Origin of the sequence: Neoroseomonas eburnea, from assembly GCF_018129005.1 — a bacterium.
Classification (GTDB): Bacteria; Pseudomonadota; Alphaproteobacteria; order Acetobacterales; family Acetobacteraceae; genus Neoroseomonas; species Neoroseomonas eburnea.
On record NZ_JAAEDL010000008.1, the window covers coordinates 1 to 22379 of the forward strand.

At 71.7% G+C, this 22379-nt stretch carries 25 protein-coding genes and 1 pseudogene; 9 read left to right on the forward strand and 17 right to left on the reverse strand.

Annotated elements, in window-relative coordinates; genetic code table 11:
• The 3 genes from GXW74_RS09725 to GXW74_RS09735 all read right to left on the reverse strand — a co-directional run.
• Window positions 1–293, reverse strand: a 293-nt coding sequence (locus GXW74_RS09725; RefSeq protein ID WP_211846306.1) for a hypothetical protein, incomplete at its 3' end; no start/stop codon positions are given.
• Window positions 294–339: 46 nt separating this feature from the next.
• On the reverse strand, window positions 340–711 hold the full coding sequence (locus GXW74_RS09730) for a DsrE family protein (RefSeq protein WP_211846307.1): 372 nt from the start codon (window positions 709–711) through the stop codon (window positions 340–342).
• A 139-nt stretch (window positions 712–850) separates the two neighbouring features.
• Window positions 851–1672 (reverse strand): HesA/MoeB/ThiF family protein, encoded by an 822-nt coding sequence (locus GXW74_RS09735; protein ID WP_211846308.1) that lies wholly within the window; start codon window positions 1670–1672, stop codon window positions 851–853.
• An 81-nt stretch (window positions 1673–1753) separates the two neighbouring features.
• On the opposite strand from GXW74_RS09735, the gene GXW74_RS09740 reads away from it, so the two are divergent.
• Complete coding sequence (locus GXW74_RS09740) at window positions 1754–3016, forward strand: MgtC/SapB family protein (RefSeq protein ID WP_211846309.1); 1263 nt, start codon at window positions 1754–1756, stop codon at window positions 3014–3016.
• 358 nt (window positions 3017–3374) lie between these two features.
• Here the strand turns inward: GXW74_RS09740 and GXW74_RS09745 are convergent, their stop codons facing one another.
• The 4 genes from GXW74_RS09745 to GXW74_RS09760 form a co-directional block, all read right to left on the reverse strand.
• The gene (locus GXW74_RS09745) at window positions 3375–4481 is read right to left on the reverse strand and encodes an alanine racemase (RefSeq protein ID WP_211846310.1); all 1107 of its coding nucleotides are present in this window, start codon (window positions 4479–4481) and stop codon (window positions 3375–3377) included.
• Window positions 4482–4494: 13 nt separating this feature from the next.
• Window positions 4495–4953 (reverse strand): hypothetical protein, encoded by a 459-nt coding sequence (locus tag GXW74_RS09750; protein ID WP_211846311.1) that lies wholly within the window; start codon window positions 4951–4953, stop codon window positions 4495–4497.
• A 62-nt stretch (window positions 4954–5015) separates the two neighbouring features.
• Entirely contained in the window at window positions 5016–6521 is a 1506-nt protein-coding gene (locus GXW74_RS09755) for a M81 family metallopeptidase (protein ID WP_246523143.1), read from the reverse strand.
• Window positions 6521–7645: a pyridoxal-phosphate dependent enzyme gene (locus GXW74_RS09760; RefSeq protein ID WP_211846312.1), complete on the reverse strand. Its 1125-nt coding sequence runs from the start codon at window positions 7643–7645 to the stop codon at window positions 6521–6523. Before GXW74_RS09760 ends, GXW74_RS09755 begins: the two co-directional genes overlap by 1 nt.
• Window positions 7646–7698: 53 nt before the next feature.
• On the opposite strand from GXW74_RS09760, the gene GXW74_RS09765 reads away from it, so the two are divergent.
• The 3 genes from GXW74_RS09765 to GXW74_RS09775 all read left to right on the forward strand — a co-directional run bounded on the left by GXW74_RS09765 (window position 7699) and on the right by GXW74_RS09775 (window position 10796).
• Window positions 7699–8799 carry a M20/M25/M40 family metallo-hydrolase gene (locus GXW74_RS09765; protein ID WP_211846313.1) on the forward strand — a complete coding sequence of 367 codons (1101 nt, stop codon included), beginning with the start codon at window positions 7699–7701 and terminating at the stop codon, window positions 8797–8799.
• Window positions 8800–8803: 4 nt separating this feature from the next.
• Window positions 8804–10150 carry a nicotinate phosphoribosyltransferase gene (locus tag GXW74_RS09770; RefSeq protein ID WP_338148193.1) on the forward strand — a complete coding sequence of 449 codons (1347 nt, stop codon included), beginning with the start codon at window positions 8804–8806 and terminating at the stop codon, window positions 10148–10150.
• A gap of 91 nt (window positions 10151–10241) precedes the next feature.
• Window positions 10242–10796, forward strand: coding sequence for an HPF/RaiA family ribosome-associated protein (locus GXW74_RS09775; RefSeq protein ID WP_211846315.1), 555 nt, complete (start codon window positions 10242–10244; stop codon window positions 10794–10796).
• 266 nt (window positions 10797–11062) lie between these two features.
• Here GXW74_RS09775 and GXW74_RS09780 read toward each other — a convergent pair whose 3' ends face one another.
• The gene (locus tag GXW74_RS09780; protein WP_211846316.1) at window positions 11063–12064 is read right to left on the reverse strand and encodes an asparaginase; all 1002 of its coding nucleotides are present in this window, start codon (window positions 12062–12064) and stop codon (window positions 11063–11065) included.
• Window positions 12061–13326 (reverse strand): glycosyltransferase family 4 protein, encoded by a 1266-nt coding sequence (locus GXW74_RS09785; protein WP_338148194.1) that lies wholly within the window; start codon window positions 13324–13326, stop codon window positions 12061–12063. Before GXW74_RS09785 ends, GXW74_RS09780 begins: the two co-directional genes overlap by 4 nt.
• Before the next feature lie 128 nt (window positions 13327–13454).
• Here GXW74_RS09785 and GXW74_RS09790 point away from each other — a divergent pair, with 128 nt between their 5' ends.
• Window positions 13455–14189: an SDR family NAD(P)-dependent oxidoreductase gene (locus tag GXW74_RS09790; RefSeq protein ID WP_211846317.1), complete on the forward strand. Its 735-nt coding sequence runs from the start codon at window positions 13455–13457 to the stop codon at window positions 14187–14189.
• A 100-nt stretch (window positions 14190–14289) separates the two neighbouring features.
• Here GXW74_RS09790 and arfB read toward each other — a convergent pair whose 3' ends face one another.
• The 3 genes from arfB to GXW74_RS09805 are packed head-to-tail and all read right to left on the reverse strand — an operon-like array spanning window position 14290 to window position 16801.
• The gene (gene arfB, locus GXW74_RS09795) at window positions 14290–14715 is read right to left on the reverse strand and encodes an alternative ribosome rescue aminoacyl-tRNA hydrolase ArfB (RefSeq protein WP_211846318.1); all 426 of its coding nucleotides are present in this window, start codon (window positions 14713–14715) and stop codon (window positions 14290–14292) included.
• Window positions 14712–15440, reverse strand: a complete 729-nt coding sequence (gene eutC / locus GXW74_RS09800; protein WP_211846319.1) for an ethanolamine ammonia-lyase subunit EutC — start codon at window positions 15438–15440, stop codon at window positions 14712–14714. Before eutC ends, arfB begins: the two co-directional genes overlap by 4 nt.
• Window positions 15437–16801 (reverse strand): ethanolamine ammonia-lyase subunit EutB, encoded by a 1365-nt coding sequence (locus tag GXW74_RS09805; protein WP_211846320.1) that lies wholly within the window; start codon window positions 16799–16801, stop codon window positions 15437–15439. Before GXW74_RS09805 ends, eutC begins: the two co-directional genes overlap by 4 nt.
• Before the next feature lie 90 nt (window positions 16802–16891).
• On the opposite strand from GXW74_RS09805, the gene GXW74_RS09810 reads away from it, so the two are divergent.
• The 4 genes from GXW74_RS09810 to GXW74_RS09825 are packed head-to-tail and all read left to right on the forward strand — an operon-like array spanning window position 16892 to window position 20417.
• Entirely contained in the window at window positions 16892–17443 is a 552-nt protein-coding gene (locus GXW74_RS09810; RefSeq protein ID WP_211846321.1) for a thiamine pyrophosphate-binding protein, read from the forward strand.
• A gap of 4 nt (window positions 17444–17447) precedes the next feature.
• On the forward strand, window positions 17448–18050 hold the full coding sequence (locus GXW74_RS09815; protein WP_211846322.1) for a thiamine pyrophosphate-dependent enzyme: 603 nt from the start codon (window positions 17448–17450) through the stop codon (window positions 18048–18050).
• An 11-nt stretch (window positions 18051–18061) separates the two neighbouring features.
• Window positions 18062–19036, forward strand: a complete 975-nt coding sequence (locus GXW74_RS09820) for a hydroxyacid dehydrogenase (protein WP_211846323.1) — start codon at window positions 18062–18064, stop codon at window positions 19034–19036.
• A 10-nt stretch (window positions 19037–19046) separates the two neighbouring features.
• Entirely contained in the window at window positions 19047–20417 is a 1371-nt protein-coding gene (locus GXW74_RS09825; protein WP_211846324.1) for an MmgE/PrpD family protein, read from the forward strand.
• 45 nt (window positions 20418–20462) lie between these two features.
• On the opposite strand, the gene GXW74_RS09830 is transcribed toward GXW74_RS09825, so the two are convergent.
• The 5 genes and pseudogenes from GXW74_RS09830 to GXW74_RS09850 form a co-directional block, all read right to left on the reverse strand.
• Window positions 20463–20693: a hypothetical protein gene (locus GXW74_RS09830; RefSeq protein ID WP_211846325.1), complete on the reverse strand. Its 231-nt coding sequence runs from the start codon at window positions 20691–20693 to the stop codon at window positions 20463–20465.
• Window positions 20694–20716: 23 nt separating this feature from the next.
• Window positions 20717–20893 (reverse strand): hypothetical protein, encoded by a 177-nt coding sequence (locus GXW74_RS09835; RefSeq protein WP_211846326.1) that lies wholly within the window; start codon window positions 20891–20893, stop codon window positions 20717–20719.
• 58 nt (window positions 20894–20951) lie between these two features.
• Entirely contained in the window at window positions 20952–21158 is a 207-nt protein-coding gene (locus tag GXW74_RS09840) for a cold-shock protein (RefSeq protein WP_211846327.1), read from the reverse strand.
• A 124-nt stretch (window positions 21159–21282) separates the two neighbouring features.
• Window positions 21283–21384 (reverse strand): annotated as a pseudogene (locus tag GXW74_RS28760) (hypothetical protein); the annotation flags it as partial.
• Window position 21385: 1 nt separating this feature from the next.
• Window positions 21386–22351: a Bug family tripartite tricarboxylate transporter substrate binding protein gene (locus tag GXW74_RS09850; RefSeq protein ID WP_211846328.1), complete on the reverse strand. Its 966-nt coding sequence runs from the start codon at window positions 22349–22351 to the stop codon at window positions 21386–21388.
• Window positions 22352–22379 lie beyond the last annotated feature (28 nt).

Sequence of the window (22379 nt, forward strand, 5' to 3'; positions counted from 1 at the left end):
GGGCGTGCGTTGGGGCGGCTCGGGGCACGCACGACCGGGGCGGGAGGCGGCGTGCGGGCCGCCGCCGCGGGCGGGCGCGGCGCGGGGGGGGCAGGGGTAGCCTGGCGGGGTGGTGCCGTCGGTGCCGGAGTGGCCTGGCGGGCCGGAGGGGTGGGGGCGGCCGGGGCGGCGGTGCCGCCAGGGCGCTGCGGCGGTGGCAGGCTGCCTGCCCCGCCCAGGCTCGACTGCCCGAAGGCCGGCGCGGCGCCGAGCACGGCCAGCAGCATCCATCCGGTACGGAGCACGCGTGTCATGCCCCTCTCTCCCCCTATGGCCGAGTCCCGGTCAAGCCGCGCTGCACTACAAGGTGATCACCTGACCCGTGCCGAGGGCCTCGAGGAAGGTGGCGATGCCGGCGACCTCAACCCCGGAGGCAAGGGGAAGGTCATGAAATCCTTCGGCCCGCAGCCCGGCCTCGCAGGCGATGCGGCGGACGCCGAGCTCGACGCAGGCCGGCATCAGCGTCGCGATGCCGGCGACGCCGCGGGCGGAGATTTCCGCCTCGCGCGGGTCGTCGAGCAGCGGGCAGGGGTCCAGTAGCAGGCGGCAGCCGGCATTGGTGGCGAACAGCGTCACCTCGCGGCCGAGCGCCGCCGCACCGGCCGCGACGACCAGCGCGTAGTGGGCGCGGGCGTGGGTGCCGGATTCGAGGAGGATGCCGAGGGTGGTCATGGCGGAAAGATCGGGGGGAAGGGAACTTCCCCCCGAGCCCCCCAACCTTCCTTGGCACATGGAGACTGACCTCCGAGGTCAGTTCCCAAAGGACAAAAAAGGGAGGGGGGGCGGGGGAGGTTCATCCTCCCCCGCATCTTCAAACCGCACATGCCGGCGCCGCCACATCCCGATGTGCGGACAGGTCGCGGATCGTCGCCCCTTCCCCGCACAGTGCGCAGGCCGGGTCGCGCTTCAGCCGCACCGACCGGAACCGCGCATCGAGCGCGTCCCACAGCAGCAGCCGCCCCTTCAACGGATCCCCGATCCCCATCACGAGCTTCAGCACCTCGGTCGCCTGAAGCGTTCCCATCACCCCGGTGACGGCGCCGAGCACGCCGGCTTCCGAGCAGGTCGGCACCAGGCCGGGCGGCGGCGGCTCGGGGTGCAGGCAGCGGTGGCAGGGGCATTGCCCGTCATGGCTCGCGAAGACCGAGAGCTGTCCCTCGAAGCGCAGGACCGCCGCGCTGACCAGCGGCCGGCCGAGCAGGTGGCAGGCATCGCCGAGCAGGAAGCGCGTGGCGAAATTGTCGGTGCCGTCGCAGATGATGTCGTAGCGCGGGATCAGCTCCTGCGCGGCATCCACGTCCATGCGGCGGACGTGGACTTCGACCCGCGTCTCGGGGTTCAGGGCGCGCAGCGATTCGGCGATGCTCTCCGCCTTGCTGCGGCCGAGCCGCGCGGTGGTGTGCGCGACCTGGCGCTGCAGGTTGGACAGTTCCAGCACGTCGTCGTCGATGATGCCGATCGCGCCGACGCCGGCGGCGGCCAGGTAGAGCGCCAGCGGCGAGCCGAGGCCGCCCGCCCCGACCACCAGCACGCGCGCGGCGCGCAGCTTCGCCTGGCCCGTCGCCCCCACTTCCTCGAGCAGGATGTGGCGCGAGTAGCGGTGCAGTTCCGCCTCGGTGAAGTCGAGATCCATGGCCGGGATATGGGCGTGCCGGCCGGGGGCGCGCAAGACACGGGGCTTGCGGCGCATCCCCGCCCGGCGCGAAATGCCCTGATGGACGGGGAGGATCTGATCCGCCGCCTGGCCGTGGCGCTGGCCATCGGCCTGCTGGTGGGCGCGGAGCGCCATTGGCGCGAGCGGGACGAGGCGCCCGGCAAGCGCACGGCCGGCGTGCGGACCTTTGCGCTGGTGGGCCTTGTCGGCGGCATCGTCGCCGCGCTGGCGGGCGATGCGGAGCCTGTCGCCCGGGCCGTGCTGCTGGCCGCCGGGCTCTTCGCGCTGATGGCCGCGCTGGTGCCCTTCGCGCTGCGGGAAGCCGAGGCCGAAGGCCGCTTCAGCGCCACCACCTCGGTCGCCGCCGTCGGCACCTACATGCTCGGCGCGCTGGCGGTGGCGGGGGAGGCGCAGGCCGCCGGCGCCGCGGCGGTGGCGATGACCGCCGTGCTCGCCGCACGCGAATCCCTGCACGGGCTGATGGCGCGCATCACCTGGGTGGAACTGCGCTCGGCCATCCTGCTGCTGTCGATGACGCTGGTGGCGCTGCCGCTGGTGCCGGACGTGCCGATCTCCTGGCTGGCCGGGATCAATCCGCACAAGGTCTGGACGCTGGCGGTGCTGCTCGCGGCGATTTCCTACCTCGGCTACCTCGGGGTGAAGCTGGGCGGCGAGCAGAGGGGGTTGCTGCTGGCCGGTGCGGCGGGGGGGCTGATCTCCTCGACCGCGGTGACGCTGTCCAACGCCTCGGCCGCCGCGAAGGGTGGACCGGCGGGCGGGCTCGCGGCGGGGGCATTGGTCGCCGGCCTGATCTCCTGCCTGCGGACCGCCGGGCTGGCGCTGCTGGTGGCGCCACAGACGGGGCGCGAGTTGCTGCCCGCGCTGGTGGCCGCGGCCGCCGGCATGGGCGTGGTGGCGCTGCTGCTGGCGCGGCAGCGCGCGCCGATGACCGAAGGGCCGCCGGCGCTCGGGAATCCCTTCGAGGTCGGCGCGGTGCTGCGCATGGCGGCGCTGCTGGGCGGCGTCGGCGCGCTCGCGAAGCTCGGCGCGGAGCAGCTTGGCGGCGCGGCGGTGATCGTCATCGCCGCCGTCACCGGGCTGACGGATGTGGACGCCATCACCCTGTCGGTGCCGCTGATGGTGCCGGCGGTGATCGACGCCGAGGTCGCGGTGCAGGCCGTCGGCGTGGCGGTGGCGAGCAACATCGTCGCCAAGGCTGTCTATGCCGTGGCGCTCGGTTCGGGGCGCTACGGGCTGCTCTTCGTGGTGGGGTCGCTGGCCGGGCTGGCCGCCGGCGCGGTGGTGCTCGTGGCGGCGCCGTGATGGGAGGCGGGCGGCAGCGCATGCGCGCGAAGGTGTGGGGATGAGGGAACCGGAGAGGGGCCTTGCCCCTCTCCGGACCTCTCCCCACCCAAGGCCGAAGGGCCTTTGGAAACCGTCATCCGGTGTTGGGCAGGGCGGGAGTTCCGCAGCGACGAAGGAAGCGCCGCGCCCGGAGCCCGGGATGCTCTCCGGACGCCGTGCCCGCGGCGCGCTTCTTCATGCCGGCGTGGCAGTCAAGCCCGGCACCAGGTATCGGCCGGTCCAGGGTGCACCGCACCCTGGCGGGGTGAGGCTCGGAGAGGGGCAGGGCCCCTCTCCGATCAACAGCACAATCTGTTCGCGCGCATGGGGCGGAGCCCTACCATCCGTTCACCCGGTCCCACACCGCGATCACCTCGCGCGCCCCATCGACCACGTGGTAGCGGTCATGCTGGGCGACGGTCAGGCAGGTGTGGTTGGGCGCGATGCGCACCAGGGCGCCGATCGGCAGGCGGTCGAAGGGCAGCGGGGCCTCGCCGCGCACCTCGCCGTGTTCCTGGTGGGTGCGCAGGACGATGGCATCGCCGAAGGAAGGCCTGCCGTCGATGTCGAGCATCAGGCCGAAGCCATAGTCCTTCGGCGCCTTTTCCGTGGAGCGGTCCTTCGACAGGGCGATGGCGCCGGCATCGACCAGCACCGCGTTGCGCTCCGGCTTGCGGCCGGTGACGGCGGCGAGGACGGTGACGGCGATGTCCTCCATCCCATGCGTGCCGATCTGCGCCTGAAACAGGTCGCCGAACATGTAGACCCCGGCGCGGACATCGGTGATGCCGGACATGTCCTTGCCATGGAGCGCGGTGGGGGAGGAGCCGAGGGAGACGACCTCCACCTTGATGCCGGCCGCCCGCAGGCGTTCCGCCGCGCGCAGCGCGCCCTTGTGCTCCGCCTCGGCCACCTGCTCGACGCCGGCAATGCTGCGCTCGGCGTAGGAATGGCCGGCATGGGTCATGATGCCGGCGCAGCGGGCGCCGAGCCGGGCGGCGATCTCCACCAGCAGGGCGCTGTCGGGCGCGACGCCGCCGCGGCCTTCGCCGCAATCCACCTCGACCAGAGCGCGCAGCGGGCCGGGATGGGCGGCGATGGCGGATGCGACCTCGGCGTCGTCGGTGATGACCTTCACGTCGGCGCCCTGCGCGTTGAGCGCCGCGATGCGGTCGAGCTTCGCCGGGGTGATGCCGACGGCAAGGATCTGGTCGCTGAAGCCGCCACCGGCGAAGTAGCGCGCCTCGGCCACCGTGCTGACCGTGATCGGGCCCTTGCCGGGTGCGGCGAGCTCCGCCACTGCGAGCGACTTCGCCGTCTTCATGTGCGGGCGCAGCGTGAGGCCGGGATGGCGGGCGACGGCCGCCGCCATTCGCGCCAGGTTGCGCTTGAGGATGCCGAGGTCAAGGACGAGGCACGGGGTCGGGAGGTCGTCGAGGGTCATGCTTCCACCAGCCTCACCAGCGCGAGGCAACCGAGAGTTCGATCTGCGAGTCCGCGAGTTCCTGCCCGCCATCCGCGCGCCGCAGTCCGACCACCGCATAGGGTGTCTGCCAGCGGGCGAGGGCGCCGCCCTGCCCCTCGGTGACGCCGAGCGTGCTGGCCTCCGTCAGGCATTGCCCGATCTCCCGCTGCAGCGCGGCGAAGCGTTCCCGCACCGGGTTGGGCTGCTGGCGCGCATCATGGCGGAACATGACGGCATAGAGGACGCCGTGCGGCTGGCCGCTCGCGGACTGCATCACGCCGCGGCGTTCCTCGAGCGAGCCCGGAATGGCGTGGCGGGCGAGCGGAAGCGAATCGAAGCGGCTTTCCGCAGCCGCGACCACCTGTCGCAGCGCGCCGCAGAAGGCGGTGTTCGCCACCGCCTCGGCCGGCAGGGCGGCGAGCAGCGTCAGGACCATCAGGTTGCGGCGCAAGGCGGCTCTCCCATCGTTCGGCCGCACGCTCGCCCGCCGGGCGGCGGCGTGCAAGGGCTGGCTCAGGGCCAGCGCGCCTCCGCATCGATCGGCAGCACGGGGCGGGGCATGAAGGTCCAGTCGAAGCGGGTGAGGATGGGGGAGGTGAGGCCGGGGCAATCCACCTCGACGATCTGCTCGTGGCGGAAGAACTCGTCGAAGCCGCCGCGGAAATGGCCGCGCGACTTCACCACCACGGCGCGCGCCTTGCCGATGTCGAGGCCGAGATGCTCGAAGAAGACCGGGTCGGCGCATTGCGCGCGCCCTTCGGTCACCACCACGGACAGCCCGCCGATCTGCAGGCAGACGGTGCGGCCGAGCGTCATCGCCGTACCGGCATAGATGCCGCGTCGGCCGGTGACATGGCCGTCCGAAACCGCGCGCACCACGGCTTCCGCCTCGAAACGCCTGCTGAACGGATCATCCGCCGCCATGTCGCGGTTGAAGCGCGCCGTGAAGCGGGCGCCGACGCCGAGGGCGTGCGCCTCGACCGCCAGCGGCGCGTCGAGCAGCATGCCGATCAGCGCATCCTGCACGCCGGCCTCGTGGAAGGCTTGCAGGATCCAGACGGTGTTGCCGCGCCCGCCGCCGCCGGGATTGTCGGCGACATCGGCGAAGGCGAGCGGCACCGGGCTTTCCCTGGCGCGGCGCACGGCCTCGTCCAACGGAGTGAGGTGCGCGACGAAGCGGTGCCGGCGGTCCCAGGCGGCGTGGGCGAGGGTGTCGGCCAGCGCCTCCGCCGCCGCGCCGTCCGTGGCGGTGACGATCACCGCCATGCCGTTGAAGGGCGTGTCGCCATAGGCGAAGCCGCCCATCACCGAGACGTTCGCGATGCGCGCATCCTTCGCCGCGAGCTCCTGGCCGAGGTCGATGACCTCCGCATAGGGACCCTGGGCGGTCAGCATCGAGACCGTCGGCGCGACGATGGGCAGGCGGCGGAAGGCGCGCACGAAGCGCTCGCCGGCGAGCAGGCGGCGCAGCAGCTGTGCGCTCTCCGCCCCGCGTTCCCGCATGTCGAGATGCGGGTTGGTGCGGTAGCCGACGAAGGCATCCGTCGTCGCCACCATGCGGTCGGAGACATTGGCATGCAGGTCGTAGGAGCAGACCAGCGGGATGTCGCCGAGGATCTCCCGGATCAGCGCCTGGATGGTGCCCTCCGGGTCGTGGTCCTCGGTGGTCAGGCCGGCGCCGTGCATGACGCAGTAGACGCCATCCACCTGGCCCTTCGCCGCTTCCAGGCCGCGACGCCAGGTCGCCATCATCTCGGCGAAGAAGGCGGCCTGCACCGGCCCGTTGGGTTCGGCCATGGCGAGCAGGATGGGAATCGGCTGCCAGGGACCGGCGGCGTCCATGTCCGCGACGAAGCCGGGCATCTCGCCGAGCGCGCGCGGGGCGGGGCTTCGGGCGTCGGCGATGATGGCCCCGCCTTCGAGGAAGCAGCGGCCGGTGAAGTCGGCGCGCCCGGCCGGCGGGGCGAAGCGGTTGCACTCGATGGAGAAGCCCAGCAGGGCGATGCGCGGGCCGGGCATCAGACGGCCACCCCGAGCAGTTCCGCGATGCGCGGCGTGGCTTTCAGCCCGGTGCCGGTCAGCACGACGACCGTCGTCTGGTCCGGCGTGATGGTGCCGGCAGCGAGCAGCTTCGCGAAGGCCGCGGCGGCCTGGGCGGAGGTCGGCTCGACATAGATGCCGCTGCGGGCGAGGTCGAGCGTCGCGGCGGCGATCTCCTCCTCGCTCAGCATCACCGCGCCGCCGGCGCTGTCGGTCAGCACCTGGTTCACCTCGGCGGTGCGCAGGGGCTGGGCGATGGCGGTGCCTTCGGCGATGGTGGGTTGTGCCGGAACCGGCGCCGCGCCCAGGAAGGCACGCGCGATCGGCGCGCAATTGGCCGGCTGGGCGGCGAAGATGCGGGGCAGGCGGGCGATCTCGCCCGCGCGCAGCAGTTCCGCGAAGCCGATGCCGCAGCCGAGCACGTTCGACCCCGCCCCGCAGGGCACGATGACGTTGTCGGGCGCCGTGAATCCGAGGTCTTCCCACAGCTCGTAGGCGAGCGTCTTGGTGCCGTGCAGGAAGAAGGGGTGCCAGTTGTGGCTGGCGTAGAAGATGCGCTCGGATTCCCGCAGCGCCGCGTCGGCGCAATCCTGCCGGCTGCCGGGGACGAGCTGGATCGTCGCCCCCGAGGCGCGCGACTGCACCGTCTTGGCCGGGGATGTGCTGGCCGGCACGAAGATCGTCGCCGCCATGCCGCCCGCCGCGGCATAGGCCGAGACCGCCGCGCCGCCATTGCCGGAGGAATCCTCCAGCACGCTCGTCACGCCCTGTGCCCGCAGCAGGGAGAGCATCACCGACGCGCCGCGGTCCTTGAACGACCCGGTCGGCATGAACCACTCGCATTTCAACAGGGCGGACGCGCCGGCGATGACGCGCGGCACCAGCGGCGTGCAGCCCTCGCCCATGCTGATCGGGTCCTCCGGCACGAAGGGCAGCGCGGCGGCGTAGCGCCACAGGGAGCGGTCCTCCTGCCGGATCGCGTCGCGCGTCATGCCGGGCAGCGGCGTCAGCAGCAGCGGGGCCTGGTCGTCGCCGCACCAGCGCGGCACGTCCAGCGGGTAGGTGCGCCCCGTGCGGGGGTCGAGATAGGCGATATCGGTCATGGCGGGCGCAGCCTCGCTTGCCCGGGGCCGGCGGGCAAGGGATGCTGCCGTCCATGACCGAAGATGCCGATGCCGTGCTTCGTCTCGCCGCCGATCTGGTGGCGATCGACAGCAGATCCTCGATCTCCAACCTGCCGGTCGCGGAGCGGATCGAGGCCGAACTGAAGGGCTTCGAGATCGAGCGCGTGAACTACGCCGACGCCAATGGCGTGGCGAAGCGCGCCCTGGTGGCGCATCGCGGGCCGAAGGGCGGCTACGCGCTCTCCGGCCATATGGACACGGTGCCGGACACCGGCTGGACCGATCCACCCTGGACGCCGCGCGTCGTGGGCGGCGTGCTCCATGGCCTCGGTTCGGTGGACATGAAGGGGCCGGTCGCGGCCTGCATCGTCGCGGCGCGCAGCATGCCCATGGGGGTGCCCGTCACGCTGCTGCTGACGACCGATGAAGAGACATCGAAGCAGGGCGCGCGCGCCATCGCGGCCTCGGCCTATGCGACCTCGCTCGGGCTGCGGGGCATCGTGGTGGCGGAACCGACCGGCCTCGCGCCGGTGCGCGGGCATCGCAGCCACATCGAATACACCGCCGTCGCGACCGGGGTGCAGGCGCATTCATCGACCGGGCTCGGCACCAACGCCAACTGGGTGCTGATCCCCTTCCTCGCCGAGATGAAGACGGTGTTCGAGCGCCTGCGCAGCGATCCCGCCTTGCAGGATGCCGCGTATGAACCGCCGTTCAGCGACTTCAACCTGATCGTCGACAACCACGGCACGGCGGTGAATGTGACGGTCGCCAAGGCGACGGCACGGATAAAATTCCGCCGCAGCCGCAGCGTCGACTATTCGGCGATCGAGGCGGCGGTGCACGACGCAGCCCGGCGCGCCGGCGTGACGCTGGCCGAGAAGCGCGAGGGCACGCCGCCCGAGCTGCCGCCCGATCATCCGCTGATCCGCCTGGCGGCGGCGGAGACCGGCGAGGCCCCGCGCACCGCGCCCTACGGCACGGATGCGAGCGAGCTCCAGGACCTCGCGCCCTGCGTGGTGCTCGGCCCGGGCAGCATCGCCACCGCGCATACGCCGCATGAATGCGTCGCGGTGGCGGATCTCGCCGCCGCCGTGCCGGTGTTCCGGCGCATGCTGGCCGCCGGGGCCTGACGCCGTGTCGGCGGATGGGCTCGAGCTCTTCGCCGACCTCTACGAATTCCGCATGGCGCACGCCTACCATGCGCTCGGCATGGAGGAGGAGGCGGTGTTCAGCCTCTTCGTCCGCCGCCTGCCGGCGGGGCGCAACTTCCTGCTCGCCTGCGGCGCCGAGGATTTCTGCGACACGCTGGAAGCGCTGCGCTTCGGCGGGGACAGCCTCGCCTATCTGCGCGGCCTGGGCGCGTTCCCCGAGGAGTTCCTCGCCTGGCTCGCGCGCTTGCGCTTCTCCGGCGCGGTGCATGCGGTGCCCGAGGGCACGCCGGTCTTCGCCGGCGAGCCGCTGATCGAGGTGGTGGCGCCGATCGCCGAGGCGCAACTGCTCGAGACCCTGGCGATGAACATGGTGGGGCTGCAGACGCTGCTCGCCTCCAAGGCGGCGCGCGTGGTGGCTGCGGCGGCCGGCCGGCCGGTGGTGGAGTTCGGCAGCCGCCGGGCGCAGGGCATCGATGCCGCGCTGGCTGGCGCGCGGGCCTTCCACCTGGCCGGCGTCGCCGCGACGTCGAATGTGCTGGCCGGCGCGCGCCACGGCATCCCGGTCGCGGGGACCATGGCGCACAGCTTCGTCCAGGCCTTCGCGCGGGAGGCCGACGCCTTCCGCGCCTTCGCGCACCACTATCCGGAAACCATCCTGCTGGTGGACACCTACGACACGGCGGCGGGCGTGCGGCGCGTCGTGGAACTGGCGCGTGAACTCGGCGCCGCCTTCCGGGTCCGCGGCATCCGGCTCGATTCCGGCGACCTGGCGGCGCTGGCCAGGCAGGCGCGCGGCATCCTCGACCATGCGGGGCTGACGCAGGTGCAGATCTTCGCCTCGGGCGGGCTGGACGAGCACCGCATCGCGGCGCTGCTGGCCGCCGGCGCGCCGATCGATGCCTTCGGCGTCGGCACCGAGATGAGCGTCTCGGGCGACGCGCCGGCGCTCGACATCGCCTACAAGCTGACCGCCTATGCCGGGCAGGGGCGCATGAAGCTGTCCGAGGGCAAGCGCACGCTGCCCGGCCGCAAGCAGGTGTTCCGCACGGCCACGGGCGACACCGTCGCGCTGGCGGGAGAAGACCTGCCCGGCGAGCCGCTGCTGCGCCAGGTGATGGCGGGCGGGCGCCGGGCCGCGCCGCGTCCGCCGCTCGCCACGTCACGCCAGAACGCCGCGGAGCGCATCGCGGCCTTGCCGGCGCCGCTGCGCGCCCTGGCACCGGCGACGCCGCCCTACCCCGTCGCGATCAGCCCGGCGCTGGCGGCGGAGGAAGGCCAGGTCCGCGCGCGTCTTTCCGCGGCGAACCTGCCGCCGCGTCCGGTCGGTTGACCTTCGTCAAGGCCACGGCCGCCGATCGATTGTGTAGTTGCCCGACCGCCCCGCCCTGCCGAGGGCGTGGTTGCGGAAGGAAACGCAGATCATGGCCATTCCGGTCCAGACCACCTTCAAGGGCATGGATCCGTCCCCGGCGATGGAGGCGCGCATCCGCGACAAGGCCGCGCGCCTCGAACGCTTCGCCGACTTCATCCTGCGCTGCCACGTCACCGTCGAGGCGCCGCACCGCCACCACCACCAGGGCAACCTCTACCGCGCGCGGATCGAGGTGGACGTGCCGCGCGGACGCATCGTCGCCGGCAATGGCGGCACGCAGGACCATGCGCATGAGGACCCCTACGTCGCGCTGCGCGATGCCTTCGCCGCGGCGACACGCCAGCTCGAGGACCACGTGCGCAAGCTCGGCGGCGCGGTGAAGCACCATGAGCCGGGGCTGGTCCCGGGCCGCATCGCGCGCTTCGTCGCCGGCGAGGACTACGGCTTCATTACCCTCGAAGGCGGGCAGGAAGTCTATTTCCACCGCAACTCGGTGGTGGGGAACGGCTTCGCGCAACTGCGCGTCGGCGACCACGTGCGCGTTGCGGTGAGCGAGGGCGAGAAGGGACCTCAGGCAAGCGCCGTCCACCGCGTGGGCGGCTGATACTGTCGGCGCGAGTCACGAACTCGTGCCGAGGCCGCGAATGCGGCCCGCGGGTGGTCCGGCGAAGCCAGGCAAGCCGGAGGTTTGCGCCCGGCGTCCGAGGGCTCGAACAGCCACATGCCAAGGGTCGCGAACAGCGGCCGTTGGCATGAGCCGTCCGGAGCAGATCCCGATCAGGTGGAACCACCTGACCGGGGGAAGATGCCCGTGAAGGCGAAGGGCCGGGGCGGTTGCCGTGATCCGATGCGAACGGAAGCTGCTCCAGGTCAGGCCGGCAGCGTCACCCTGATGCTGCCGACCGGCTTGCCGTTGCTGTCGCGGATCTCGCCCTCGACGGATTCGGCCAGCGCATCGGCGGCATCGGTGAGGCCGAGCCGCCCGAGCAGCGCGGCGAAGACGCCCATCTTCGCGCGCGCCGCGCCGTCGGCGAGCTTCACGGCGATGCCGAGGCCCTGCGCCGGCACGAAGCCGACGACATAGCCCTCCGCGCCGCCCTTCAGCAGCACCTGGCCCTGGGTTGCGCGCACGATCTTCCCCGTTGCGGAATCGCGGCCGGAGAGATGGTCCGGGTAGGTGCGGATGGCCGATTGCAGGCGGCGGATGGCGGTGCGGCGGGATTCCGTCGCGACCTTCGCCGCGGCCCAGCGCGCGGCCGCCTTGGCCATGGTCTGCATCGGCAATGCGATCGCCGGCAGGCCGCAGCCGTCGATGCCGCGCGGCAGCTTCGCCGCATCCTCGCCGATCAGCTCCGAGAAGGCCTCCAGATACAGGCGCTGCGCCGGATGCGCCGGGTCGTCGTAGCCGGCGACCGACGCGCCGATGTGCTTCGACAGCGTCAGGAAGCCGCAATGCTTGCCGGAGCAATTGTGATAGACGCGCGACCTGTCGCCGCCCGACCGCCAGACCTGCGCCTGGTCCGCCTGGCTTCGCGGCATGTCCGGCCCGCAGACCAGCGCCGATTCCGTCAGGCCCAGGCGATCCAGCCAGCCGCGCACCAGCGCGACCTGGAAATCCTCCGCGCCATGGGAGGCGCAGGCGAGCGCCAGGTGTTCCTCGGTCAGCCCGGCCGCGTCGGCGGCGCCGGTTTCCACCAGCGCGATCGCCTGGAAGGGCTTGAGCGAGGAGCGCGGGAAGGTGACGAAGGCCGGGTCGCCCCAGGCCTGCAGCACGCGGCCCTCGGCGTCCGCGACCACGGCGATGCCGTGGTGCAGGCTTTCCAGGATGCCGCCGCGGCGGATCTCCGCCATCGGCACGAAGGGAAGGGTCATGGCTCGTCCTCGGGGGCGGGAATGGCGGCGGTGCCGGGCTTGCCCGCGAGCACCGCGTCGAACAGCGCGACCTGCTTCGGCAGGCAGATGGCATGCAGGTCGAAGCGTTCCAGCATGGTGCGCCGCGCCGCCCTGCGCAGCGGCACGTAGCGGTCGGGATTGGCGAGCGCCTCCACCACCGCGTCCGCCAGGCGGGCATGGTCGTGGAAGGGCAGCAGGATGCCGTTCTCCCCGTGGCGCATCACCTCGGCGAGCGGCGCGGTGTCGGAGCCGATGACCAGCGCCTCGCAGCCCATCGCCTCGACCAGCGACCAGGAAAGCACGAAGGGATAGGTGTAGTAGACATGGGCGGAGGAGATGCGGAACAGCGCCACCAGCCCCTCATGCGGGATGCGGCCGGTGAAGTGCACGCGCGACATGTCGAGCTTCGCGCCGACCTCCTCCATCATCACCGTCTTCCAGGACCGGCCGTCGGCGGGCATGCGGCCATAGCCGCGCTCCTCCCCGCCGACGATCACGGCGTGCGCCGCGGGACGGCGCGCGAGCATCTCCGGCAGGGCGCGCATGAAGATGTCGAAGCCGCGATAGGGTTCGAGGTTGCGGGAGACGAAGGTGATGATCTCCTCGCCTTTCGTCACAGTGTGGCCGTCCGGCAGCTTCACCGTGGCAGCACCCTTCGGCGTCGCGAAGTTCGCGTCGACCCCTTCATGCACGACGGAGGTCTTCTCCCGCACGAAGGCCGGGTAGCGGCTGCGCTGCCAGAGTGTCGGCGAGACGCTCCAGTCCGTCGCCTCGAGCGATTGGAGCTGCGTCATGTTCAGCGTGCGGACTCGGGCCATCTCGTCCAGAGTCACCTCCTGCGCCGGGTCGAAGCCGACATCGCCGCCGGAGGCGCGGTAGTAGAATTCACAGTAATGGAGGATGCGCGCATCGGGAAAGACGTCGCGCAGGTAGAGGCCTTCGCCCCAGCCCGGATGGCAGCAGATGATGTCGGGCACGAATCCCTTCTGCTTCAGCCCCATCAGCGCGCGCGCGACGGCCTGGCCGCGGCGGACCGAGGCCTCGACCGGACGGAGGTAGCGGTGCGTCTTCTCCCCCGCGCCTTCGGGCGCGGGGTAGCGCAGATGCGTCGGCCCTGGCGGGGAGGTATTGGCGCGTTCGCCGAGCCCGATGACGCGCGCGCCCTTGCGCTGCGAGATGATGGGCGCGAGGTGCCGGTACTGGCCCGGGAAATTCTGGTGGATGAACAGCGCCTGCACCACGAAAGCCCACTCCCCCTGTCGCGCGCCGCGCCCTTGATGCCGGCATTCGCGCGTCGCGGCAACGGGGCGTCTGGCGGCGCCGGGCCGCCGACGGCAGGATGGGCGGCAGCAAGGGACGGGATGTGACGATGGGGTTCGACTTCACAGGGCGGCGTGTGCTGGTGGCCGGCGGCAGCCGCGGCATCGGGCGGGCGATCGCGCTCGGCTTCGCGACGGCGGGGGCGCGGGTTTCCGTCTGCGCGCGCGGCGCCGCGGACCTGGCGGCGCTGGTCGCCGAAGGTGTTGCGCATGTGAAGCCGACGGACCTCGCCGATGCGGCGCAGGTCGCCGCCTGGGTGGAGGAGGCGGCCGCCGTGCTGGGCGGGATCGACGTGCTGGTGAACAACGCCTCCGGCTTCGGCGCGCCGGATACGGAGGAAGCGTGGAAGCGCGGCCTCGACGTGGATGTGATGGCGACGGTGCGGGCCTCCCGCGCCGCAGTGCCGCATCTGCGCATGTCGAAGGGGTGCATCGTCAACACCACCTCGATCTCGGGGCTCGCGCCTTCGGTGCGCTCGCCGGCCTATGCGGCGGTGAAGGCGCTGGTGATCAACTACACCGCCTCCCAGGCCGCGATGCTCGCCAGGGATGGCATCCGGGCGAACGCCATCGCGCCGGGGTCGATCGAATTCCCCGGCGGCAGCTGGGAGAAGCGGCGGACGGATGACCCCGCGCTCTACGACCGCATCCTGGCGAGCATTCCCTTCGGCCGGCTCGGCACGCCGGAGGAGGTGGCGGATGTGGCGCTGTTCCTCGCCTCCCCGCTCGCGCGCTGGGTGACGGGGCAGACCATCGTGGTGGATGGCGGGCAGATGCTGAGCTGAAGGCCGCTGTAGCCGGAGCGTGCAGGCGCACCGTGATGCATGTCGGCGGTTGCATCGCGCTCGATGCGGATGGTGGGGGTGCGGCTGTCGCGAGTCGGCATCATTCGTCCCCCGGCTTGCCGCCGCGCAGGCGCTTGGTGGCGCCGCGGCGGGTTTTCTCGTCGACGCGCCGGGCCTTGGCGGCGCGGGAGGGCTTGGTCGGCCGGCGCGGCGGCGGTGGCGGCGTCGCGGCCTCCCGCAACAGGTCCAGCAGGCGTTGCAGCGCGTCCTCCCGGTTGCGTTCGCGCGTGCGGTGGCGCTGGGCGGTGATGACCAGCACGCCGTCTTTGGTCATGCGCCGCCCGGCAAGGGTCACGAGCCGCGCCTTCACTGCCTCCGGCAGGTTGGGCGAGGCCATCGCGGCGAAACGCAACTGCACCGCCGTCTCCAGCTTGTTGACGTTTTGCCCGCCGGGGCCGGAGGCGCGCAGGAAATCCTCGGTCAGCTCGTCCTCGCCGATGCTGATGCGGCCGGTCACGCGGATCATGGCGCGGGCAAGGCCGTGGCGGGCATCTCGTCCTTCAGCGCGACGCCGGTGCCGCCGAGGCCCCGCGCCGCGCACAGCAGCCAGGCGGCCTTGGCGGCGGCCTCGTCATAGCTCAGCCCGCCGGGGCGGATATTGCTGATGCAGTTGCGCTCGGCATCCGTGCGCCCGCGGCGCGGCGCCCAGGTGAGATAGAGGCCGAGGCTGTCGGTGGCCGACAGGCCCGGACGCTCGCCGATCAGCACCACGACGGCGGCGGCGCCGATCCGTTCGCCGATCTCGTCGCCGAGGGCGACACGGCCCTGCTCGGCGATGACGATCGGGCCCGGCGGCAGGGGCAGGGCGGGCACCAGGCGTTCCAGCACGCCTGGCGCATGGCGCTGCACGCCCATGGCGCAGAGCCCGTCCGCCACGACGAAGGCGATGCTGCCGGGCGCGCGCGGGATGGCGGCGGCATTGTCGAGGCGGCGCCCGAGATCCGGCCGCAGCAGGTAGCTCCGCCGGTCGGGCACCGCGCTGCGCACCCGCACCACCGGCAGGCCGAGCGGCGCCAGCGCCTGCTCCAGCGCGGGCACGTCGAGCGCCGACCACACCGCGTCGCGGGCGCGCGCATGCGCTTCCTGGAAGTCGAGATGCGCCGACGTGGGCTGCGCGGTGCCGGCGCGGCCGAGGCCGACGCGGGCATCGGTGAAGCGACGCAGGTCGCGCCAGAGAGCGGGCCCCGTCATTCCAGCCCGATCAGCGCGGGGGAAAGGCGCGGCGGGATGCGCTCGGCGTCGGCACCGATGCCCATGCGCGCGAGCCAGTCCTCGAATTCCGGCGCCGCGCGCTTGCCCAGCATCGCGCGCGCCGTCAGCCCGTCATGGAAGGAGGTCGACTGGTAGGCGAGCATCACGTCATCCGCCCCCGGCACGCCCATCACATAGGTGACGCCGGCCACCGCGAGGCAGGTGAGCAGCGTGTCCATGTCGTCCTGATCGGCCTCGGCATGGTTGGTGTAGCAGACATCGACACCCATCGGCAGGCCGAGCAGCTTGCCGCAGAAATGGTCCTCCAGCCCCGCGCGCAGGATCTGCTTGCCGTCGAACAGGTACTCCGGCCCGATGAAGCCGACGACGGTGTTGACCAGCAGCGGCGCGAATTCGCGCGCCACCGCGTAGGCGCGCGCTTCCAGCGTCTGCTGGTCCACGCCGTGATGCGCCTCGGCGGAGAGCGCGCTGCCCTGGCCGGTCTCGAAATACATCACGTTGTCGCCGAGCGTACCGCGCTTCAGGGCGAGCGCCTGCTCGCGCGCCTCCCGCAGCAGGGCAAGCGACACGCCGAAGGCGGCGTTCGCCGCCTGCGTCCCGCCGATCGACTGGAACACCAGGTCCACCGGCGCGCCGCGTTCCATCGCCAGCATCGTCGTCGTGACGTGCGACAGCACGCAGGTCTGCGTCGGGATGGCGAAGCGGTCCCGCACCGTGTCGAGCATATCGAGCACGCGCATCACCGATTCGACATTGTCGGTGGCGGGATTGATGCCGATCACCGCATCCCCCGCGCCGAGCAGAAGCCCATCCAGCACGCCGGCGGCGATGCCGCGCGGGTCGTCGGTCGGGTGGTTCGGCTGCAGGCGGATGGACAAGGTCCCGGGCAGGCCGATGGTGTTGCGGAAGCGCGTGACGACGCGGCACTTCGCCGCGACCTGGATCAGGTCGGCGACGCGCATGATCTTGGACACCGCCGCCGCCATCTCCGGTGTCAGGCCCGCTGCCAGCGCGGTGACCGCCGCCGGCTCGGCCGCCAGCAGCCAGTCGCGGAAGCCGCCCACCGTCAGGTGGCGCACGGGGGCGAAGGCGGCGGCATCGTGGCGGTCGATGATCAGCCGCGTGACCTCGTCCGCCTCAGGGGGAATCACGGTCTCGGAGAGGAAGCGCGCAAGCGGCACATCGGCCAGCGCCCGCTGCGCGGCGATGCGCTCGGCGGCACTGCCCGCCGCCACCCCGGCCAGCGCATCGCCCGAGCGCAGCGGCGTGGCGCGCGCCAGCAGCGTCTTCAGGTCGTCGAAGACGAAGCGCGTGCCGCCGATGGTCTGCGTGAAGGGCATGGTAGCCCCATGATGCCGCGACAGGTGCCGCTCTTGCCAGCCTGCCGCCCCGCCCTAGGATGCTCGCGAGCCCGATTTTCGAGGAAACGAATGGATCCCAACGCCATCGACAAGGCCCCGGACGCGGCCGCCGCCTGGCCCGACCAGATCTACGACCTGCTGAAGAAGCATGGGATCCGCCAGGTCTGCCTGGTGCCGGATGCCGGGCATTCCCGCCTGATCAAGCGCTGCCTCGCCGACAATGAGATCACCGTCACCACCCTGACCACCGAGGAAGAAGGCATCGCCCTGATGCAGGGGGCCTGGCTCGGCGGCGACAAGGCGGTGCTGCTGATGCAGTCCTCGGGCGTGGGCAACTGCATCAACATGCTGTCGCTGTCGCACATCCACCGCTGCCCGATGCCGATGCTGGTGACGATGCGCGGTGATTTCGGCGAGTTCAACCCGGCGCAGATCCCGATGGGCAATGCCACCCAGGCGGTGCTGGAGGCGATGGGGACGCTGGTGCGCCGCGCCGATACGCCGGAAGACATCGCGCCCACCGTGGATGCGACCATCCGCATGGCCTTCAACACCTTCCGCCCGACCGCGACGCTGATCGGCCAGCGCGTCATCGGCGCCAAGACCTTCGGCAAGGACTGAATCGATGCTCGCGGAATCCGGAAAGCTCGACCGTCGTGAGCTGACCCGCGTCCTGCTCGAGGACCGCGGGGAGATGGCGGTGATCGCCGGCCTCGGCGCCCCGGCCTGGGACATCACCGCGGTCGGCGACCATCCGCTGAACCTGCCGCTGTGGGGCGGCATGGGCGCGGCGGCGATGATCGGCCTCGGCCTCGCCCTGGCGCAGCCCAGCCGCCGCGTTCTGGTGCTGACCGGCGACGGCGAGATGCTGATGGGCCTCGGCGCGCTGGCGACCATCGCGGTGAAGAAGCCGAAGAACCTCTCGATCGTGGTGCAGGACAACGAGCACTACGGCGAGACCGGCATGCAGGAGACGGCGACGAAATACGGCGTCGATCTCGTCGCCATGGCCAGGGGTGCGGGCTTCGCGCGCACCATGTCCGTCACGAAGCCCGATGAGGTCGCGGCGCTCAAGGCCGCGATCCATGCCGGCGAGGGCCCGTTCTTCGCCGTGGCGAAGATCGACGCCGCCAGCAAGAAGCTGGTCCTGCCGCCGCGCGACGGCTCGATCATCCAGAATCGCATGCGGGAGGCGATCCTCGGCCCCGCGGCGCATCACCAGCTCTGAGGCGCCGCCCCATGCCGCACATCGTCTGCCTCCGCCCGCTGCATCCCGACGCCATGGCGCGGCTGCGCGCCGAACCGGGCTACACCGTCACCATGCTCGATCCCGTCACGCCCGAGACGCTGGCCGAGCCGATGAAGACGGCGGACGCCATCATCGTCCGCGCGACGAAGATCGACCGCGCCTTCCTCGACAAGGCGCCGATGCTGTCGATCTGCGCGCGGCACGGCGTCGGCTACGACGCGGTGGATGTGAAGGCGCTGACCGAACGGGGCATCCCGCTGACCGTGACACCGGACGCCAACGCCGTCTCGGTCGCCGAGCACGCGATGATGCTGATGCTGACCACGGCGCGGCGGACCATCGACTACGACCGCAACACCCGCGCGCTCGACTGGGGGCCGAAGCCGTCGCTGCGCACCCTCGACCTCGCCGGGCTGAAGGTCCTCGTGGTCGGCTTCGGGCGGATCGGCGGGCGCGTCGCGCGGCTCTGCGCCGCCTTCGGCATGGAGGTGCTGGTCCACGACCCCTATATTCCCCAGAACACCATCAAGGGCGCGGGGTTCCGGCCGGTGAAGGTGCTGCACGAAGGACTCGCGGAGGCGGATATCGTCACCACCCACTGCCCCTCCAACGAGGAGACGCGGGCAATGGTGAACGGCGCCTTTCTCGCGGCCATGAAGCCGGGCGCGGCCTACATCAACACCGCGCGCGGCACGCTGGTGGACGAGGCGGCGCTGACCGCCGCGCTGAGGTCGGGCCATCTCGGCGCCGCGGGGCTCGACGTGTTCTGGGAGGAACCCGTCACCACCAGGCTGCCCTTCCTCGATTTCCCGAATGTCGTCGTCTCGCCGCATACCGCGGCGGCGACGGAGCAGTCCACGCGGCGCATGGGCCTGTCCTGCGCGGAGAGCATCATCGCGCACTTCAAGGGTCAGCTCGACCCCGACGTCGTCATCAACAAGGAGGTGCTGCGCGGCAACGCGTGAGCAGCAAGCCATGACGAACCCGCTTCTCGTCCTTGCCGACCATGCCGCCACCTGGCGGTCGCGCCCGCTCGAAGCCGATGTCGCGCGGCATGCGCGACGCGCGCTGGTGGACTGGTTCGCCGCCCTGCTGGCCGGCGCCTGGCGCCCGCCTGCGACACTGATGTCGGCCGCGCTGGAGGACGAGACGCGCGGCGGTGGCGGTGCCGTCTGCTACGTGTCGGGCCGCCGCGTCCCGGTGCGCCATGCCGCGCTGCTGAACGGCACGGCGTCGCACACGGTCGAGTTCGACGACATCTACCGCTACGCCGTCTATCACCCCGGCTGCCCGACCATCGCGGCGGCGCTGGCGGCGGCGCAGGCGCGCGGGGCGGACATGGACATGCTGCTGCGTGCGCTGGCCGCGGGCTATGAGGTGTCCTGCCGCATCGGCCTGGCCGTTCAGCCCTCGCATTATGATTTCTGGCACACCACCGGCACGGTCGGCACCTTCGGCGCCGCCGCCTCGGTTGCCGTGCTGCTGGATTGCGACGCGGAGCGCACCGCGCATGCCATCGCCACCGCCGCCACCATGGCGAGCGGGCTGCAGCAGGCCTTCCGCGGGGAGGGCATGTCGAAGCCGCTCCACCCGGGCCATGCGGCGGAGGCCGGGGCGCTCGCGGCGATGGCCGCGGCGAAGGGCATGACTGGCGCGCTCGATGTGCTGCACGGCCCGGCGGGCTTCGCGGCGGCGACCAGCGAGGACACCGGCAAGTGGGAGAGGTCGCTGGCGAAGATCGGCCAGCCCTTCGCCATCACCGACATGACCTTCAAGAACCACGGCTGCTGCGGGCATATCTTCGCCGCGCTCGACGCCGTGCGTGACCTGCACCTGGAGAACGGCTTCAAGCCTGAGGACGTCGTTGCCGTCGCCGTCGGCGGCTACAAGGCGACGAAGGAGGTCTGCGACCGCCCGACTGCGCAGACCGAGCAGGATTGCCGCTTCTCGACGCAGTTCACGGTGGCGACGATGCTGCTGCATGGGGGGGTGCGGCTGGCGGCCTTCGAGCCCGCGCGGCTGACCGACCCGGCGATCCGCGCCCTGATGGCGAAGGTGAGCGTGGCGCTCGACCCGGAATGCGCCGCGGCCTTCCCGTCCAAGCGCTCCGCCAAGGTGGAGATCAGGCTGAAGGACGGCCGCGTGCTGAAGCGCCACCAGCACACGCGCAAGGGCGACCCCGACGCGCCGCTGACGGACCAGGACCTGTCCGACAAATTCCTGGAACTGACCTCCGACGCCATCGGCGCCGCCCAGGCCAAGGCGCTGCTGGCGCAGCTCTGGGAGGGTTCTATCCTTCCCGGCATCGTGCCCCTGCTGGCCAACCAGGCCCGCGCAGCGGAATAGCCAAGGAAGGGAGGGGGCCTCGGGGGAGGTTCTCCTCCCCCGACCTTACTTCTTCTTCCCGCCCGCGCGGACGAGCTGCGAAATCGCCAGTGCCGGCCTGCCCGAGGCCTTGGCGATCTCGTTGTCCTGTTCCTCGATGACCTTGCGCGCGGGCGCGTCACCGTCGAGGCCGCCGAGGATCTCGGCCGGGACCTTGCGGTTGGAACGGCGGCTGCCGTCTTCGTAGAACACGTCGAACAGCACGAAGTTCGACTTGCTGCCGGGTTTCGCGGCCATGTCTGTCTCTCCTCCGCGCTGCGTCAGTCGCGCGCGGGCTCTGCGTCCTGCTGGGCCTCGGTGTCGGGCTCGCCGTCCTGTCCGGTGGCCTTGCGCTTCGCGACCGCTTCCTCGCGTTCGCGCAGCTTGGCTTCCTTCTTGGCCTGCTTGGCCCGGTTCACGTCGGCGCGCTGTTGGCCGTAGTTCGGCTTGCGTGCCACTGGGGTGCTCCGGGGTCTTGAAAGTGAAAGGGCGGCCCGAAGGCCGCCCCCGTCGGGATCAGGCGAGGCGGAGATTGCCCGCCGAAACCTTGCCCTGCTGGCCGCGCTGCAGCTCGAATTCGACCTTGTCGCCTTCGTTGAGGCCGTTCAGGCCCGAGCGCTGCACGTCGCTGATGTGGACGAAAACGTCCTTGCCGCCGTCCTCAGGCTGGATGAAGCCGTAGCCCTTGGTCGCATTGAACCACTTAACGGTACCGATGCTCATGCCGATGTCTCCGGGTTGAGCGTTGCCGGCGCGCGACATGCGCACTGGCGTTGCCGACGCGCGTTACCGCACGACGGTGTTGCCGGCGCGCAAAACAGCGCGACGGGCCAGCCATCGCTGAGGCTCAACCATAGGGAAGGCACGGAGAGCGGGTCCGACAAGCGGACCGGACGAGGTGACGGCACGGATATGGACCCTCCGCCCCCCGAAAGCAACTGCAATCGGCGTCAGCCCGCGCGCGCCCCGGCCGGGCGAAGGATCGGCAACCAGCGGTTCATTTCCGCCTTCAGCACGTTGCGCAGCGCCGCGCCGTCGCCGGGGCGCGGCTCCACGCCGCGTTCCGTGAAGCGCTGCTGCACCGCCGGGTCCGCGAGTACCTCGAGCGTCGCGGCGGAGACCAGCCGCACGACCTCGGGCGGTGTCGCCGCCGGCGCGTAGAGCGCCTGCCAGGAGGAGGTTTCGTATCCCGCAATGCCGCTTTCCTGCAGCGTCGGCAGGTCAGGCAGCAGGCGCGATCGTCGCGCGGTGGTCACCGCGATTCCGCGGGCGCGGCCGTCCTGCATCATCGGCGCGAGCAGCGTCTGGCTGTCGATCATGAACTCCACGCGGCCGGCGACGAAATCGGTCACCGCCGCCGGGGTGCCGCGGTACTGCACGATGGTGAAATCGACGCCGGCCAGCTTCTTCAGCAACTCCCCCGCCAGGTGGGAGGCGGCGCCGATGCCGGTGGTGGCGAAGGTGGCGTCGCCATTCCTCGACCGCAGCCAGGCGAGCAGGGAAGGCACGTCGGTCGCCGGCACGGAGGGATGCACCGCGGCGACGAAGGGCTGCTCGCCGAGCAGGGCGACGGGCGCGAAATCCGTCACCGGATCGACGCCCGCATCCGGAAAGAGGGCGGGGATGACGGAATGCGCCGCGCCGTTGAGCAGCAGGGTGTGGCCATCGGCCGGCGCGCGGGCGACGGCGCGGGCGCCGATCGTGCTGCCTGCCCCCGGCGTGTTCTCGATGACCATGGGCTGACCGAGCCTGCGCGACAGGGGCTCGGCGATGATCCGCGCCACCACGTCGATGATGCCGCCGGCGGCGAAGGGCACGACGATGCGGACCGGGCGGTTCGGGAAGCTGCCCTGCGCGTGCGCCACGGCGGGCGCAGCGAGCAGGGCGGCGAGAAGGCTGCGGCGATCGAGGGTCATGGCGCGTCTCCCGGAGGGCGGCGCGCCA